20 protein-coding genes are annotated in these 17034 nt (G+C 47.2%); 11 read left to right on the top strand and 9 right to left on the bottom strand.

Translation table 11 applies throughout. The annotated features are described in order from the left end of the window. Positions 1-106: 106 nt before the first annotated feature. Both KNQ15_RS15285 and KNQ15_RS15280 read right to left on the bottom strand, forming a co-directional pair. A complete protein-coding gene (locus KNQ15_RS15285; protein ID WP_214729984.1) occupies positions 107-400 on the bottom strand; it encodes a hypothetical protein in 294 nt (97 codons plus the stop codon). 200 nt (positions 401-600) lie between these two features. Continuing rightward, on the bottom strand, positions 601-1278 hold the full coding sequence (locus tag KNQ15_RS15280) for a hypothetical protein (RefSeq protein ID WP_214729983.1): 678 nt from the start codon (positions 1276-1278) through the stop codon (positions 601-603). Between the two features lie 124 nt (positions 1279-1402). On the opposite strand from KNQ15_RS15280, the gene KNQ15_RS15275 reads away from it, so the two are divergent. Then, positions 1403-2476: a threonine aldolase family protein gene (locus KNQ15_RS15275; protein ID WP_214729982.1), complete on the top strand. Its 1074-nt coding sequence runs from the start codon at positions 1403-1405 to the stop codon at positions 2474-2476. Here KNQ15_RS15275 and KNQ15_RS15270 read toward each other — a convergent pair. Beyond that, on the bottom strand, positions 2446-2853 hold the full coding sequence (locus tag KNQ15_RS15270; protein WP_214729981.1) for a MerR family transcriptional regulator: 408 nt from the start codon (positions 2851-2853) through the stop codon (positions 2446-2448). The two genes, KNQ15_RS15275 and KNQ15_RS15270, sit on opposite strands and share 31 nt — an antisense overlap. Before the next feature lie 82 nt (positions 2854-2935). On the opposite strand from KNQ15_RS15270, the gene KNQ15_RS15265 reads away from it, so the two are divergent. The 3 genes from KNQ15_RS15265 to KNQ15_RS15255 all read left to right on the top strand — a co-directional run bounded on the left by KNQ15_RS15265 (position 2936) and on the right by KNQ15_RS15255 (position 4678). Further along, on the top strand, positions 2936-3685 hold the full coding sequence (locus KNQ15_RS15265; RefSeq protein WP_214729980.1) for an SDR family NAD(P)-dependent oxidoreductase: 750 nt from the start codon (positions 2936-2938) through the stop codon (positions 3683-3685). Positions 3686-4229: 544 nt separating this feature from the next. Continuing rightward, the gene (locus KNQ15_RS15260) at positions 4230-4406 is read left to right on the top strand and encodes a hypothetical protein (RefSeq protein ID WP_214729979.1); all 177 of its coding nucleotides are present in this window, start codon (positions 4230-4232) and stop codon (positions 4404-4406) included. A 23-nt stretch (positions 4407-4429) separates the two neighbouring features. Then, on the top strand, positions 4430-4678 hold the full coding sequence (locus tag KNQ15_RS15255) for a hypothetical protein (RefSeq protein WP_214729978.1): 249 nt from the start codon (positions 4430-4432) through the stop codon (positions 4676-4678). Between the two features lie 68 nt (positions 4679-4746). Here the strand turns inward: KNQ15_RS15255 and KNQ15_RS15250 are convergent, their stop codons facing one another. Continuing rightward, complete coding sequence (locus KNQ15_RS15250) at positions 4747-4956, bottom strand: hypothetical protein (protein ID WP_251137712.1); 210 nt, start codon at positions 4954-4956, stop codon at positions 4747-4749. A 481-nt stretch (positions 4957-5437) separates the two neighbouring features. Here KNQ15_RS15250 and KNQ15_RS15245 point away from each other — a divergent pair, with 481 nt between their 5' ends. After that, positions 5438-5632 (top strand): hypothetical protein, encoded by a 195-nt coding sequence (locus KNQ15_RS15245; RefSeq protein ID WP_035397536.1) that lies wholly within the window; start codon positions 5438-5440, stop codon positions 5630-5632. Positions 5633-5657: 25 nt separating this feature from the next. Here the strand turns inward: KNQ15_RS15245 and KNQ15_RS15240 are convergent, their stop codons facing one another. After that, a complete protein-coding gene (locus tag KNQ15_RS15240; RefSeq protein ID WP_214729976.1) occupies positions 5658-6233 on the bottom strand; it encodes a hypothetical protein in 576 nt (191 codons plus the stop codon). 222 nt (positions 6234-6455) lie between these two features. Here KNQ15_RS15240 and KNQ15_RS15235 point away from each other — a divergent pair, with 222 nt between their 5' ends. Beyond that, complete coding sequence (locus KNQ15_RS15235; RefSeq protein WP_214729975.1) at positions 6456-7361, top strand: methyl-accepting chemotaxis protein; 906 nt, start codon at positions 6456-6458, stop codon at positions 7359-7361. A gap of 173 nt (positions 7362-7534) precedes the next feature. After that, a complete protein-coding gene (locus KNQ15_RS15230) occupies positions 7535-8470 on the top strand; it encodes a cation diffusion facilitator family transporter (protein WP_214729974.1) in 936 nt (311 codons plus the stop codon). A 47-nt stretch (positions 8471-8517) separates the two neighbouring features. Here the strand turns inward: KNQ15_RS15230 and KNQ15_RS15225 are convergent, their stop codons facing one another. After that, the gene (locus KNQ15_RS15225) at positions 8518-8835 is read right to left on the bottom strand and encodes a hypothetical protein (RefSeq protein ID WP_053453258.1); all 318 of its coding nucleotides are present in this window, start codon (positions 8833-8835) and stop codon (positions 8518-8520) included. 175 nt (positions 8836-9010) lie between these two features. Between KNQ15_RS15225 and KNQ15_RS15220 the strand changes: the two genes are divergently transcribed. Both KNQ15_RS15220 and KNQ15_RS15215 read left to right on the top strand, forming a co-directional pair. Then, positions 9011-10210: an MFS transporter gene (locus KNQ15_RS15220; RefSeq protein WP_214729973.1), complete on the top strand. Its 1200-nt coding sequence runs from the start codon at positions 9011-9013 to the stop codon at positions 10208-10210. A 379-nt stretch (positions 10211-10589) separates the two neighbouring features. Beyond that, positions 10590-11330, top strand: coding sequence for a sugar nucleotide-binding protein (locus KNQ15_RS15215; RefSeq protein WP_214729972.1), 741 nt, complete (start codon positions 10590-10592; stop codon positions 11328-11330). A gap of 49 nt (positions 11331-11379) precedes the next feature. Here the strand turns inward: KNQ15_RS15215 and KNQ15_RS15210 are convergent, their stop codons facing one another. Next, entirely contained in the window at positions 11380-12519 is a 1140-nt protein-coding gene (locus KNQ15_RS15210; protein WP_214729971.1) for a globin domain-containing protein, read from the bottom strand. Positions 12520-12658: 139 nt separating this feature from the next. Then, on the bottom strand, positions 12659-14290 hold the full coding sequence (locus KNQ15_RS15205) for an ABC transporter substrate-binding protein (protein WP_214729970.1): 1632 nt from the start codon (positions 14288-14290) through the stop codon (positions 12659-12661). Between the two features lie 102 nt (positions 14291-14392). On the opposite strand from KNQ15_RS15205, the gene KNQ15_RS15200 reads away from it, so the two are divergent. Next, positions 14393-15628, top strand: coding sequence for an MDR family MFS transporter (locus KNQ15_RS15200; RefSeq protein ID WP_214729989.1), 1236 nt, complete (start codon positions 14393-14395; stop codon positions 15626-15628). Positions 15629-15644: 16 nt separating this feature from the next. Then, a complete protein-coding gene (locus KNQ15_RS15195) occupies positions 15645-16217 on the top strand; it encodes a GNAT family N-acetyltransferase (protein ID WP_251137710.1) in 573 nt (190 codons plus the stop codon). Positions 16218-16275: 58 nt separating this feature from the next. Here the strand turns inward: KNQ15_RS15195 and KNQ15_RS15190 are convergent, their stop codons facing one another. Further along, positions 16276-17034 carry a hypothetical protein gene (locus KNQ15_RS15190; RefSeq protein ID WP_214729969.1) on the bottom strand — a complete coding sequence of 253 codons (759 nt, stop codon included), beginning with the start codon at positions 17032-17034 and terminating at the stop codon, positions 16276-16278.

Raw genomic sequence — 17034 nt, 5'->3', positions numbered from 1 at the left:
ATTAGGCTACCTGACACCGAAAAAATACGGTGTACAGGCAGCCTAATCAAGGTGTTTTATATGTGTCTCATATTGCTAGGTCAGTCTAGCTCACGTGAGGGATTTTTCATTGTAAGATGACGCAATACGATCGATCGGAAATGAGAGGCGCCGATATGACATAGACCGCTTTGACGGGAACACCACCGACACGTGCATCGAGTTGTTTGAGTTGGGACCGAATCTTGCGGCTTATGCCATAGCGTGTTTCAGTACTGAGCTCATCGACATCTTCTTGGACGTGCAAGAGAAGTTGGAATGGTTCAAGTGAAAAGATTGAAAAATCACAGGAAATCCGCGGATCCTCGAATTTTTCATTCAATTCCTTTTTGATGTAATAGGCTTCTTGTGCACTGATCATCTTCTCTCACCTCACTCTCCTGGTTGAACGACTTTTTCTCTGCTATAGTCTATATTACCCAGTTTTCTGGCAACTAATCGTCTGATTTTGAAAAATAGTCAATCCAAACTTTAAAAACACTTGAAATCTTCTTTCAGATGTCATCCTATCTGATTTCAATAAGAAAAACCGCCATGCTTCAATGAGCAGGGCGGCAGAATTCAAGAGATTGATGACTGGACTTGGCATTTTTGAAGATACTGCTCCATCGCTTGGACGAAGAAGGTCAATTGATGCGTCGAGATGACAGGCACCTTCCCATATCGCACTTCGAAGTAGAGCGGATCAACAGGAGACGGGAACGCAATTCGGTCGAACCATTCCGTTACCGTCTCGTGGGTACGGCGTTGTAAGGAAAGTGGCAATTGTGCATTAAAGTGAGCGAGTTGTTTTCGAATCGAGTCTGCAGGCAGGTCTTTCGTCTCATAAATGAAAATCGGGAACCGTGGGGGAAGCGCATATCCTGATGGATCGATACGAGGTCGACGCAACCACTGAAGATAATGCCAGAAAAACCAGCTACAAAACAGGAGAATAAGACATAGTATGAGAAGATAAGGAGGTGTCGTAACCGAAGAATCAAATCCTGTCCGGAACCATGGAGCTGGTGGATCGGCTTCGCTCATCGTGACCGTGCTCTCGCCATAAGACGTTCCTTCTTCGATCGTATCGAAGATCGATTCCTTTGGACCACAACGATCGACGCAATATGTATTCGTTGCTGGATCAATTCGTCCAAGCAGTGACGTATAGAGCGACGGGACGAATTGTTGCACGGTAAGTAGTAGTAGACAGACAAGTGGAATAAGAAGCAATAGGCGAGTGCGAAGCGTTTGCACGATAGGGACACCTCCTTTGACGAGTACGTTTAACAGACTTTCGCTACACAGTATAGCAAAAGTGGAGAGGGAATATTTTGATTTTTTCAAAAAATAGTCATTGATTTAGAAGGGAATGAAAGAGATGGATTTACGATCGAGTTACCAAGAAACGACGAAACGTTTAGATGGACATGGTAGTCGGACGGTTGGCGTGTTACAAGAAGCGCTGCGAACTGTCTCAGCTGATCAACCAAGTGACATCTATGGCAACGGCGAATTCATCAAGACGTTCGAGCGCAAGATGGCAGACTTACTTGGGCATGAGGATGCGGTCTTTTTCCCGAGTGGTACGATGGCGCAACAGATTGCGCTACGCATCTGGTCGGATGAACAGGGTAATCGCAAGGTCGCCTATCATCCGCTTTGTCATCTCGAAATCCATGAGCAGGACGGCTTAAAGAAATTGCACGGAATCGAACCAGTACTAGTCGGAGAAGCCGATCGGTTGATGACGATGGACGACATCGAAGCTTTGCCGGACGTCAGTTGTCTGTTACTCGAACTGCCACAACGCGAACTCGGTGGATTGCTTCCGTCACGTGAGGAACTTGAAATCATCTGCACGTATGCCCGTAAACAGAATATCCGACTTCACTTGGACGGTGCCCGCTTACTTGAGGTCTTACCGTATTATGAGGCAGAAGCAAAGGACATCGCGCAGTTGTTTGACAGTGTCTATATCTCTTTTTATAAAGGACTCGGCGGTGTTGCAGGAGCGATTTTAGCCGGACCAAAAACGTTTTGCCAAGAAGCGCGAATCTGGAAACGCCGCTACGGCGGTGATTTGATCAGTCTCTATCCGTATATTCTGTCTGCTGATTTTTATTATGAACAACGAAAAGACCGCATGGCGGAGTACCATGCAGCCGCAAAGGAGCTTGCGAGCAGATTGAATGCGATTCCAGGCATTTCGACACGTCCAGTCGAGCCTGTCTCGAACATGTTTCACCTCTACTTCAAGGCAGAAAAAGCAGTCGTCCAGGAAAAATTGATTGCCATCCAGTCGCAAGGACCGGTTGGTATCGCCGGCTATCTAGTTGAGAAAGACACTGGTTGCGCAACAGAAATCAACATCGGCGATAGTTTTCTTGCGTTAACGCCTGACGAGCGCGAAACGGTCTTTCGTCAATTGACGGAGGCGTTCTCCGAGGGTTGAACAACATCAGGAGCGGGAATTGTAGGATGGAGGCGACGATAGGTGTCGACTTTTTCTGCGATCATTCGCTCCGTTTCCTGTAATGCTGCCAGTTGTGCCAAGACGTTCGCATGGTGTGCTTCAAGCAATGCGAGCCGTTCCCGCGTCGTATCCTGCTCGCCGTGGGCAAGGAACAGCGTCACATACGAACGGATTTGCTCGATCGGCATATGCGTTTCGCGCAAGCGGAGGACGAACCGAAGCCACGTCACGTCTTGGTCGTTGTATCGACGTTGACCATTTTGACGCTTCGGAAACAGTAGCCCTTCTTTCTCGTAATAGCGAATCGTATGGCCACTCGTATCGGTTAAACGACTGATTTCAGAAATCGTATACATACATCTCACCTTTCTGCTTGACTTAGAGTTCAGTCTAAGGATTAGACTCTCACTATACCAAATCAAAAAGGGGATATGCTACATGAAGTACACGGTCATTACAGGAGCAAGTTCAGGAATTGGATATGAGACGGCAAAACTACTCGCAGGAAAAGGAAAATCACTCGTTCTCGTCGCGCGACGGACGTCTGAGCTCGAAAAACTTCGGGATGAAGTCAAACAGATTTCACCAGACAGTGATGTCATCCTTAAGTCGGTCGATCTTTCGGATAACCAAAACGTCCATGATTTATATGAAGGACTAAAGGAATTCGACATCGAGACGTGGATCAACAACGCCGGATTCGGCGATTTTGATCTCGTTCAAGACATCGATCTCGGAAAAATCGAGAAGATGCTTCGCTTGAACATCGAGGCGTTGACGATTTTATCGAGTCTGTTCGTTCGCGATCATCATGACGTCGAAGGAACAACACTTGTCAATATCTCATCAGCCGGCGGCTATCGGATCGTGCCGAATGCGGTCACGTATTGTGCGACGAAGTTCTATGTCAGTGCCTATACAGAAGGGCTCGCGCAAGAACTGCAAAAAGGTGGCGCAAAACTTCGGGCGAAAGTGCTTGCGCCAGCTGCGACAGAGACGGAATTCGCGGATCGTTCACGCGGGGAAGCAGGGTTCGACTACAGCAAGAACGTCAAGAAATACCATACAGCGGCTGAGATGGCAGGCTTCCTGCATCAGTTGATTGAGAGTGACGAAATCGTCGGCATCGTTGACGGCGAGACGTATGAGTTCGAATTGCGTGGTCCGTTGTTTAATTACGCGGGGTAAAAATTAAAGAAAGTCCCTTTTTCGAATGAGAAAGGGACTTTCTTTATGTAAACATTAATTCATATGAAGTAAACGAAAAAAGTACATTCATCACTTATTTTTTAAAGAGTTTCTTAGCTAACTTCCATACGACATAGACGATTGCGCCAATGATCAGAAGATTCATCAGTGCACCGAAAATCATGAATTGTCCCACGATTTGACCACCTTTACATACTACTTAGCATTTTATTTACGTTTTCGTTTTGAGAACCTCAAGCGGATAAAGAATAACGCCATCAGCACGATAGCGATGTTCACGGCTAACGTTAACCGTTCATTTTCAATTACTCGACCATTCAAAAGATTCAAGATGATAACAATCAACATAAATGACAATAAAAAGTAGTTTATGGATTTTTTTATCATGAATGACTTCCTTTTTTTGTGTTCTTGTATTAGTTTAATCATATCGACAATTTAAAAACAAGGGGAATGTAGTTGGACGATACATTTCGGAACATTGAAAGTATCGCCAGATGACTGTTGGAAAAGAGGTGATTGAATGAAAAACATGATGTTCTTAGGACTCGTCGTTCTCTTACTCGCGACGCTCTTTTCACTGCATTACGGGTTACATGTAATCGATGATACGACGCTTAAAATATCTTTGTTGGCTTCGCTAATCGTTGTATTGATTGCACGGAAGAAATGGAAGATTACGTTCTCTACGGCGGAATGATGTAGAGTTGGGAGAGATAAAGAATGAACGTCAGTGAATTTTTTGACTGGAAAATCAACTTAGAGGATGAACTGTATGCTGTCATTGATGAGAAGGCGAGAAAAATGGTAGTGATGGGGGACTTCATCGAACTGACTGCGTTCTTGTGGTTGGATCGAAATGATGTCCTTCAGTTAAAGCTGACATGGGATTGTGTCATATCCATCGATGATGCTACAAAACAAATTACGATTCGCTCGGCAGAATCACTGAACATGAAAGAAGAATGTTAAGAGGTACATAAATCGAGTTCATTCGTGCGATCGCTGAATGGGCTCGATTGTTATTTAAAGTACGATATCTACTTTAATTCATGTTGAACGGAGCCAGTCACTTCAACATGATGCTGGTCGTATACAGTCGTCAGTACATGATTTTCAACGATTTCATAGTTGTATATATAGTCCGGTTCATTCGTGTATTTAACTTCCAACACATATCTTCCGGTCTTCGACTCAAAGACCGTTTCTTTTTTTGAAATATCTTGGTCGTATCCTGATTTAACTAACATTCGTTCAATCTTGATTTCAGTCATCGTTTTAGAAACGAAGAGGTAAGTCGGATAGGCAGCTACCAAGATGACGAGAACGATAAGAGTATAGATCAGCGGGCGTACTTCTTTTTTTCATGCAATCACATCCGTTCCGATGAAATGAATAGAGAAGCTAGGTATTCTATATTGCAGATGAGGAGAGATATGTGATGGGAAAAAACAAAGACGAGATACCGTACTATATGAGGAACGTTCCGTTCTTCTTCCTAACGGCACTCCTCGCACCCGTCGCGGTAGTACTTGTCCTGCTCAATTGGGATAAGCTCTCTACACAAATGAGAAATAACCATTTAACGTTTTCAATCCTAATGACCATGTTATATATATCAAAAATACTGCCTGACGGCTTATTTAAAATCATATTCGCGGTTTTTACGTGGACGTTAATTCTATTCGTGACATACATCTACTTCGGTGGCGGTAGAAAAGGAGGGACATCATGAGTAAATATCATCTGTCGAGCATTCGCTTAATCCTGATTGTCGTCATCACGTCGTCAATCTTGTATTTCGGCTTCGACTGGGAACTCGGGTATGGCATTATCTGGTTGATTGGTTTAGTAGGATTTACGATTTATCGCAACTTTGAGGCTGCTCGGAACGAGAAAATCGAAGCGCAAACGAAGAACGATTGATTTCATTTGAAGTCCATCGTTCTTTTTAAATATGACCCCACCGAACTAAATCGTCGAGATAATCACGATATGATTCTTCGACTTCTTCTTCTGTCAGCTCTCTGGCTCGAATGACGAGGTTTTTTACGACAGGATCGGCAAAATGTGCACCACCGACGAGAGCATATAAGTAAGAGCCGATTACTTCGGATTGATTCCTAACCAAGAATCCAGTGATATATGTACCGTCAAGGCTCTCTAAGACGATATCAATTCGGCGTCCTTCCATCTCATCGAGAATCAATTGATTGTAATCTGCTTCTTTCTGATTAGCATATCGGTATCGTCGATTTTTCCTTTTATTATCTTGTATCTCCCACTCGAAATCGTCTAATTCACTAGGCGTAAAAAGCGAATTCAAGAGGGCAACGTCATCAATCTTCAAGCAGCAAAAGATGGCATCGTATTCGAGTTGATCATCATTCACTAAATCCGAGATGTCGTCTTTCGGTATTTCGATTGCATTATATCGCCGGGATACGCGCTCGATGACCGTTTCTTTTTTTAACGTCAACTGTTGCTTTCGGTGTTGGAACTTGTGAGATGCTTTTTCATAATCCATGCTGTTTCCCCCTGTCCGTATCAAATGCCATATCCCTAGTGTAACAGCTATAGTTCTTAAAAGTGAGTGAGTCTGACCATACCTCAGTAATAAAGGATTGTTCTTTTTTTTTGAATGAAACTATAAAAAAAGGTCAATTGCTGACGATAGATAGGTACAGATTATTCTTTTTTTAAAACTGTCTTAGTACATGAATGATACATAGAAGGAGTTAATGACACCATGAATGAAACCTTACCGAGACCATTGCGCTCACCAGCAATCTTATCGAGCCTTGAATCAAACGTCGCGATGATCTGTTTTGATCGCCAACGACGGGTCATCGACGTTAACGACTTGTTTGCGAAAACGATGAAGTATAAGCGGGATGAGATGATTGGCTTACAGCACCATACATTTTGTACACCAGAATTCGCGAACAGCCGTGAGTATCAGGACTTTTGGACACGCCTGTTTTCGGGCTTCAGTACGGCGGATAAAATCAAGCGCGTTGATGCTCGTGGTGATATTTTATGGCTTGAAGCCACTTACATGCCAATCTTTGAGGGAGAAGAAGTCGTCGGCGTCGTCAAGATCGCGAGTAACATCACGGACCGGATCGACCGTGTACAAGGATATGCGAAAAGCTTCCAGACACTCGCTGAAGGACTGAATCTGCAGTCAGTTCAAGGCTCTAAAGAGGGCAATCAACTTCAAGAGACGATGCACACAATCGCAAGTGAAACGGCTGAGAACCAGCAGACGTTCGAAACATTATATGCCCAAGCGATCGAGATCACGAAGATTGCTGATACGATCAAGGAGATCGCAGCCCGAACGAACCTGTTGTCGCTGAACGCGGCAATCGAAGCGGCACGTGCTGGAGAACATGGCAAAGGGTTCACCGTCGTTGCGAGTGAAGTCAAAAATTTATCGGATTTAGTCGGCAGTGCAGTCGTCGAAGTACGGACGAATACGGAAACGATGAACCGTCAAATCATGGCGATGATGAAAAAGATTGAAGCGTCCCATCTCGAAGTCGCGTCAAGCCTTGCGACAGTAAAGGAAACGATGCAACGTTTTACCGCGATTGAAGAGGTCGCACATCAACTCGAGCAACAAACGGAAGACTTTCGGTCGTTTATTTGAGAAGAATACAAAGAGAGCGATGGCGAGAAGTCATCGCTTTTTTTGTATAGTCAGATTAGTCGTTTTGGAAGAGTACAGGCGTGGGATATAACACGTGAGCCCGTTGACCGCAGAACGGAGGCACGTTATAATTCAAATAGACGTTTGAATGTAAGGTAAAAGGAGGCAACGTCATGGCACATGATCATCATCACCACCATCATCATACCGACAATAAAAAGGTACTGGGCCTGTCGTTCCTGATCATCACCGCGTTCATGATCGTCGAGGTCATCGGCGGGATTTGGACGAACAGTCTAGCGTTGTTATCGGACGCTGGACACATGTTAAGTGACTCGATTTCTCTCGCGATCGCCCTGTTAGCCTTCCAGTTCTCGAGTCAAGCACCGGATGCGAAAAAGACGTTCGGTTCAAAACGCTTTGAAATCCTAGCTGCCATCATAAACGGCGTGACGCTGATCGTCATCGCCCTCTATATTTTCATTGAAGCGATTCAGCGTTTCATCGATCCACCAGCTGTCGCAACGACCGGGATGCTGATCATCAGTGTCCTCGGGTTGCTCGTTAACATCCTGGTCGCCTGGATCATGACACGCGGTGGAGGACATGAACATAATCTCAACATGCGCGGAGCATATCTGCACGTCTTAAGCGACATGCTTGGATCGGTCGGTGCGATTGCGGCTGCTCTTCTCATCATGTTCTTTGGTTGGGGATGGGCAGATCCGCTTGCGAGTATCATCGTCGCGATTCTTGTCTTGCGGAGCGGTTATTACGTGACGAAAGCATCTGTTCACGTCTTGATGGAAGGAACGCCAAGTGACGTCGATATCGATGAGGTCGTTTCGACGATTCAGACGAACGAAGCCGTCCTTGGACTACATGATCTACACATCTGGTCGATCACGAGTGGCTATAACGCGTTATCATGTCACGTCGTCGTCAAAGAGGACATGACCGTCCGGGAATCAGAGTCGATTCGCGAACAGATTGATCACGATTTGAAACACGTCGGGATTAACCATGCAACGATCCAGGTCGAGACGGATCAACACGCGCATGGTGATACGTTGTATTGCGACGGGAAACACGAATCGCATACGCATTAAAAAAACGAGCACGCGTACAAGTCGGACGTGTGCTCGTTTGCTTATGCTTAAATGATCGGCACCGTTGGTAGAAACAGCGTCGCGAACAGACTGATACTCAAGAACATCGAGTATCCGAAAAAGGTCGTTTTGGCATTTCCAGCAGCTCGGTTACCTAAGTACATGAAAAAGACGATAGATAAGAACGTCAAACCCGTCAATACGGACGAGTGGTGTTGATCCGGCGAAGGAGCAAGCGACTGGACAAGATGCGCGAGACCAAGCGGCAGGACGATCAAAAGAAAGTAGTAGCCTAAACGTGCCTCGGATGGGACGTCGACCTGTTTCTGTTCGGTTTCATAGTCATAACGCGTTTGCGTTTTCATGGATCTTCACCTCCCTATGCGTTTTAGTATAGCGAATGAACATGTCGGCTCTGTTACAGACGAGTAAGAATGCCTTAACAGACGATGACGATGTGATGACGAAAAAAGAATGGGCAGCAATTGAGAAAAATTGTAAGATGAACAAGAAGTCGTTTTAGGAAAGGGATAAAACATCATGTCACGTGCGTTTCGTTTTATGTATGTCTCGGATTTGTTATCGACCGTCGGGACGAGCTTCGTTTATATCGCAATTTACTGGGTGAGTGCGGAACAGATCAGTGCTTCCGGTGTCGCCTTGCTTGCAACAAGTGTCTTTTTGATTCGTTTTCTTGTCTCAACGTTCGTTGGACCGTGGATCGACCGGTTCGTCAGTGCATCGTTGTACCAAACGTCGTTACTCATTCGGTTGCTTACGCTTGGGATTACCTTGATGGGAGTTGGACTAACGGACGTTGTCCTACCGTGGTTACTCGGCTTACTCGTCGTACAGACGATTCTGCAAATTATTGGCGGAAACGCCGTCTTCACATGGGTCGTTGATTTAGTTGAAGATGACCAATTGCCGCAAGCGAATGCCTATCTCGCAACAATCGAACGAATCGGTACGTTAAGCGGATTTTTACTCGGTGGGATGATGATCGCCCATTTTTCGATGGTGAGTATTCTGTGGCTCGATCTCGGACTGCATCTCGTCGCCTGGTTACTTGTTCGTCACATGACGGGACAAGTAGCAGAAGGGGCGCGTCAAGGATCGTACCGAGAAGCGTTGCTCGAAGGGATTGGTCACGTCATACGTGACGGTCGCCTGAAATGGATTCTCGGTTGTGCAATCCTCGCAAACTGGATGATCACACCGATGAATACCTTACTTGCACCATATGCCAAGGATGTCTTATCGGGGAATGCTCAAACGTTTTCTGCACTCGAACTGGCGACGGTGATTGGGGGAATCGCGATGTCGCTTCTTTACGGGAAGTGGGTCGTCTCCGTACGGCAGGATAAGCTGTTTCGTTTTGCCGTCGTTTTGCAAGGACTCGCAATCGCGATCGTCGCCTATGTCTCGTTCGTCCCAGTGGCTGTCGGTGGGTTCGTCTTGCTCGGCATGGCACTGACATTGTTCGGGATTCCGTTTGCGACCTTGTTGCAACGCTCGACACCATCGCACTTGCTCGGACGGGTCCGGACGGCGATGGTCGCAGCATCGACGGCGTGTTCCGCGCTCTGCTACGGTCTGTCGTCGTACTTGACGACGTTCTTCAGCATCTCGTTCGTCTTCCTATTCTTTGCCTTGAGTGGTCTTGTCATGACCAGTATCTGGTTACTGATTCATCGTACCGTTTCCTTTTCTGAAGTACGACAGGACAAGGTCGGATGAAATATCCGCCTTGAGGTGGAGGTAAGCGGTTTCGCGCTTATGTACACTAGAGATAGAAATGAACGATGAGGAGTGGAGTCGATGGAGAGTTTATGGATCACAGCGTTATTGTTTTTGATTCCGATCAGTGGGATGACGGTCTTCTTGAATGTACTGTGGCGCCGAATGGAAACGGAAGGCGTTTCGGAGTAAGGATGAACTAACTAAACAGTGCGTCTGCTTACCAATTTTAGATTGGACAGCGGACGTTTTTTTCATTTGAGGCATAAATGGTCGTAGAAGAATGACCTCAGATTCGTTAAATCAATACTTCCCGTGTAAACTGAAGTAGCAAGCGGTTTCATGATTTTTCGATCGAAGATAAGGGGGAAGCATCAACATGAAAGCAATCATTACAGGCATGAACGGAACGGTAGCACCCGTCGTTGCGGATGTCTTAGCAAAGCACGACATCAAGACAGTCGCGTGGGACCGGACGAAAGTTTCGACGACTGACGAATCTCAGATGCGCACATTTCTAGAAACGGAACGACCAGATTATTTCTTACATATCGGGATGGGGTCCGTCAGTTGGACGGAAGCGCTCGTTCGCTTGTACCAAGAATATGAGATTCCATTTTTCTTCACGAGTACGGTGTCTGTTTTCTCGGACGACGTGCCGGCACCGATCGAAAAGGACGCGGTACCGGATGCGACCGACGAATATGGTGCCTACAAGATTGCTTGCGAGCAAGCGATTCAAGCACTCGATCCACAAGCGAAGATCGTCCGGATCGGCTGGCAAATCGGGACGGAAGCTGGTTCGAACAATATGGTCGACTTCTTCACGAACGAGATGAAGCAGCACGGCGTCATTCAAGCGAGTCGAAACTGGTATCCGTCGAGTTCGCTACTCGAGGATACAGCTGAAGTGCTCGTTACGATTTTACTCGAAAAAGAAGCAGGCCTCTATCAGTTGAACGGTAACGATCGCTATTCGATGTACGACTTAGCACGTGCCTTGAATACGCTTCATGCGAAAAACTGGACGATCGAACCGGTTGATGAACCACGCCGCGATAACCGGATGGCGACGGACGTCGTCTTGGTCCGCCCGTTGTCAGAACGATTACCCCTCTAATCAAACATCCCGCTCTCCTTGACGCGTGTCAAAGAGAGCGGGATGTTTTTTACTGCGTTACCGGAGTTTCTGCTACAAAGGCAAGCGTTGGTCCAAAAATTTCGTAATGCAGTTTGTCTGATGACGCAGTGAAGTGTTCGATCACATATTGAATCATTGCTTCCGGACCACAGACGTATGTCGGATCCGTGATACGTGCGATGACGTCTTTCGGCAGGCGACCCGCTTGATCCGTTGCCTGGTGTTCCGCGTAACGAATGACGCGTGCGCCACGCTGCTCAAGCAAGGTAAGTTGCTCGTTAAATGGACGATTGCGTTCGTCTTGGACGGCGTGATGGAACGTTACCTGTCGACCATTATCTAACGCTTCCTCTGCCATCGCAAGCATCGGCGTGATCCCGATTCCGCCGGCAATCAGAACGACGGGTTCACCTGATGCATCAAGCGTGAAGGCACCAGCCGGCGCACTAATCAATACCGTGTCACCGATTCCAGCTGCATGTAAGTAGTCAGAAACGATGCCTTCTCGTTTGACACCAATTGTATAAGTTTCCGTGTTCGATGCCGTCGTCAGACTGTATTGACGGTTGTGCCATAAGCCGTCTTTGTCTTGAATCCGCACCGTAATGTATTGCCCGGCTTGATAAGCGGGGAGCGGACCGTCCGTGCGGAAGGTCAAGGCGCGAATCCCATCCGCTTGTTGCTGGATATCCGAAATCTCAACTGTCTGATAACCGGAAAAACCTTTTGCTTGTTCATCCTGCGCGTACAGTTCGGCTTCGAGCGCGATGAACAGATTGGCAATTTCCCCATAGGCTTCTCCCCACGCGTGCAGGATTTCTGGTGTTGCGGCTTCACCTAAGACGTCTTGCATCGCTCCGAGTAATTCTTGTCCGACGAGCGGATACATCTCCGGTTTGATTTGTAGACTGCGGTGTTTATGGAGTACCGGTAATAAGACCGGTTGTAACGTCTCGAGTCGATCGATGTGAGCAGCAGCGGCATAGACGGCAGTCGCGAGTGCTTGCGATTGCCGGTCGCTCCGTTGATTCGATTGATTGAAGACGTGTTTTAGTTCCGGGTGAGCCTGAAACAAACGCTGATAAAAGACTTTCGTGATCGCGGCGCCGTGCGACGCAAGAACCGGTACGGTCGATTGAACGATTTGAATGGTAGAGGTTGATAACATAAGACCACTTCCTTTTCGCTAAGTAATGAAGACAGTCTTAGTATTTCGTAGCCTCACCTTAAATACAACATTTAAAATACTGGATTAAAGAATATCGTGCGTTTTGTCACAAGCAGGTCAAGATTTCGTCAACGATTCGTCACGATTGATTGGAGATCCAGAGCTTCGAGAAATCAAAGTAACCGAACGAGTCGATCGTGATATTTTGCAGTTCGATCGGATACGGAATCAGACGAGTATCGTGATAGAACGGAATGAAATACGATTCGTCGATCAGGTAACGCTCAATCGCTTGATGTATCGGAAGCCAATCTTCAAACGGTGTCGCATCGTATTGTTCAATCGATTTCAGCATCTCCGGCATCTGTTGAAACAGTCGGATCGGCGGCGAAAACGTATTCGTCATGAACTGATAGAAGGCGTACTGGACATTCCGCTCGAACACTTCGGCATGGACAGCGAGATCGATCGTATCGTACGCGTGAAAATCCGTGATGCTCTCCTCAAATCCGACCTCGACGAACTCATATGGAATTCCGTCCTGATCGAACCGCTGACAGAGCCAGCGTGTCACCTTGTTCGTAAAATCAGTCAGCTTGATTCGAATCGGTTGCGTGAACAAGACGGCAGGACCATCCGGAACAGTATACGGTTGACTATAGGACTCAAGAAAACCACAATCGTTCGGTTGTGCCCGTTCATGGAAGTCATGGATACCATCTCGGACTTCTGCGACAAGCCGGTGGATATAATGCCGCGCTGCTTTTGATTCAAACGGACCACCAGCACGTGGATGAAGCAAGACGAGACCAAAGCCGGATTGTGTGGCGATCGTATCAATTGGACTGGAGTCAGAAGTCGATGTCCGGTAGACCGGGTCATATTGCTCCGGCATCTGGATGAACTCGATCCGGTCGAGCAGGGCACGGATGCCGAAGTAGTTCGGGAAAGCCGTCAGAACGGTCTTCTTGTCGTCGTGTTGCGTCAGTTGGAACGGTCCTGTTCCGACACCGTCCTTGATGATGCTCGTGTGAATCGAGGCAAGCTGTGGCAAAATCGAACTCCGCCGTTGATCGAGTGTGAGATCGACCCGGTACGGACCGTTCGAGACGATCTGTTTCACGTGCCGATAGGAATAGGCGTAAGCAGGGTAAGCAATCAAAGCACGCAGACTCTTCGTCACTTCTTTGCTCGTCAGGAGCGAACCGTCATGAAAGCGGACGTCTTTCCGTAAGAAGAGACTGAGCGTCGCCCCGTTCCAGACATAGTGATGCGCCAGTTCGCCTTGAATGTTACCGTCGACGTCGATCGTAAACAGGCGGTTGAAAACGTTCTGGACGAGATGGGCGCTATGGATATCTGCTGCTTCTAACGGATGCGTCGTTAGGAAGTTCCGCTTTCGCGGAATCAATAACGCATCAGACGTCGTCTGTGTATAGCCGAATTTTCGTTCGAGTTGCCGCATGAAACGCCCTGCTTGCGCCGGTGACCAGTCCCACGTTAATTCTTCGGTCACCGATTCGATTGAGTCACGATCAATCCGTTCGAGCATCCGTTTCGCATATTCCCGTTCAACGTGGCGCAGCCAGACGAGTTCACTTAAGTTGCCTCGTCCACGCCTGCTCGTGTAATCAATCCAGCCGTCTTCCTGCCATTTATTGAGATAACGTTTTGTTTGTTTAGGACTTAGATGGATGGCGTCGGCAAGCGTCGCAATCGAGTAGTGTCCATTTCGGCAAGTCTTCCATAACTTAAAAAGATAAGCATCCATCGTCCTTCTCCTCCTTAAAAGGGGACATCTTTTTTGAATGACGTCCATTTTTCCTGTGTCTTGTCTTGTTTATGATACAGGTAGAGAATGGAAGGTGACAATATTAAATGGAAAGAAATACCGAAACCAATTAAAGTACGTCTCATCACATCGTTTTTCAACCGGGCTGTCTCGTTTTCGATCATGCCGTTCATGGCCCTCTTGTTCGTCCAGGCATTCAACGAAGTCATCGCCGGTGCATTTTTGATCGCGATGGTCTTCGTCAGCTTCATCACGAATCTACTCGGCGGATATCTTGCCGACCGCTTTTCGCGTAAACGTCTGCTCGTTACGACGTCTGCGCTCACAGCGCTGACGTTCATCACGATGACGATTTCATTGACGCTCGACTGGATGCTGTTGTTCATGGTCATCTACGCTGTCTTCTCAGTGACGAGTAATCTTGGTCGACCGGCAATGGGAGCAATCATCATCGATGCGACGACGAAGGAAAATCGCCAAGCGGTTTATGCGCTCGACTACTGGTTGATCAATCTATCGATCGCCATCGGTACGGCACTCGGGGGCTGGCTCTATGTCAGTAATCAGTTGCTGTTGTTTGGGATCTTGAGCTTCACGTCGTCCGTTTTACCGATTGCGTACTACCTGTTTCTTGACGACACGCCACGGACGTGGCAGCGTCAAAAACTACGTGGAGTCCTTTCGGATATCTTCACGAGCTATCAACTTGCTTGGCGGGACCGTCCGTTCGTCAAGGTCGTCTTCGGTTCGATGTGTATCTTAGCGGCTGAGTTTTCGATGGGCAGTTATGTCGCTGTCCGACTCGCCGATTCGTTTGAACCGTTATCATTTGCCGGGTGGTCGATCAACGGGGTTCGGATGATGAGTATCATCAACATCGAAAATACGTTGCTCGTCGTCACGTTGACGTTCATCGTCCAGCGACTAGCGAAGCGTTTGTCGCCGCGCCGGACGCTCGCTGCGGGTCTGATGCTTTACATGATTGGCTACGTCGTCGTGACGAGTGCCAACAGTATGACGGCGCTGATGGTCTTCATCTTCATCGCGACGATCGGTGAGTTGCTCTACTCCCCGGTCTTGAACACACAAAAAGCGAACATGATGCCAGCCGATCAACGCGGGGCATACTCAGCGTTCGCCGGAACGTCGTTTGCTGGAGCGGACTTGATTTCTCGATCGACGATTCTAGTCGGAACTTTCTTGATCCCGTCGATGATGAGTGTCTACATCGGATTGATTCTTTTGACAGGCTTTGGTTTAGTTTATACGAGTCTGTTCGTGAAGGAATCGGTCGAACGACAGCGAAACGTATCTTAATAAGGGGGGAATACAGATGAACTTACCAAATATGTTAGAAACACCACGGCACCTGTTACGCCGTTGGCAAGACGACGATGCAGCAGCATTGTATGCTTACGCGAAGGATCCGAATGTCGGACCGAAAGCAGGCTGGGCACCGCACGCGTCGCTTGAGGAGAGTCGGGAAGTGATTGGCATTTTCCAAGCGTCACCTGGCGAATATGCCGTGACTGATAAAGAAACGGGTGAAGTGATCGGGAGCTTCGGGTTTCACTTTAATCGTCGTCCGGACGAATCGATCACCCATGACCGTCAAGTTGAGATTGGGTATGTCCTCGCGCCTAACTACTGGGGAGAAGGGCGGATGCCAGAAATCGTCGAAGCGATGCTCGCTTTCATATTCCGGGAACTACCGATTGATGTCGTCTGGTGCGGACACTTTGATTTCAACGACCAATCACGCCGTGTCGTTGAAAAACTAGGCTTTACACACGTCCTTGATCGACCATTTGTCTTAGAGCGAATCGACGGTCGGACCGTGACGAGTCATGTCTACAACTGGACACGTGAGCGGTATGAGGCAGAGTACGGGATAAAGAATACGTAATATAAAAACGATCTCATCGCTGAGATCGTTTTTTACTATCAGAACGAAAGCAGATTTTTCAGTGACTCGACGATTTTGACTGATCTTGTTTAGATTCTCGAATAAAAGCAACTGTGATTGTAATAGCAGCAACAGCATATCCGACGAGTCCAGAAGTCAATTCCGACCAATCAAATACAGAACGGAGAATGATTTGGGGAGCAAAATAGACGAGTAATGCAATCGGCAAAATCCATGTCTTTGTTTTCCATGCTGTGACGAGAATCCAAACAATCAATAGGGCACCAATCATCCAGCCGACGCTTAGGGATAACGTGATCTTTGGCGAATCGATAAGTCCATTGACGATCAATAGTCCGATGATGAGTAAAATATGAACACTCCCATGAATCCCGTAAAGCATGATACGAGGGCGCGCGCTATCCCGTAAAGCATCTTGACGGAATAGAAGCGCCAGTGTCGTCAAATACACAATACTAATTAGTAAAAATCCGCCAACGAGCAACATGCTGAACGTCGTTGTTCCATTCAGGAGATTTTGGAGATAGAGAAAACTCGATGCACCGAGAAAAACTTGCAAGACGTTCCAAAATACTTCTTTCGGATCAAACGCCATCTCTTTCGAAATCGACTGGATATAGGCAGCAGGACTCTCGCCAGTAATCGCACGAACCGATTTCCCGTCCGATTCCGCTTCAATCAGATGGTCTTCGAGTTCATGAACAATCTCGTTCGTCGCCTGTTCATTTTTTCCGGAAGCAAGTAGGTACACCTTTAAGTCTTCTAAAAATCGTGTTGATTCCGTCGATAGGGTCAT

The organism is Exiguobacterium sp. s168 (assembly GCF_018619035.1).
GTDB lineage: Bacteria > Bacillota > Bacilli > Exiguobacteriales > Exiguobacteriaceae > Exiguobacterium_A > Exiguobacterium_A acetylicum.
The sequence above is the reverse complement of the archived record's forward strand: the minus strand, read 5'-3'. Positions and strand labels throughout refer to the sequence as shown.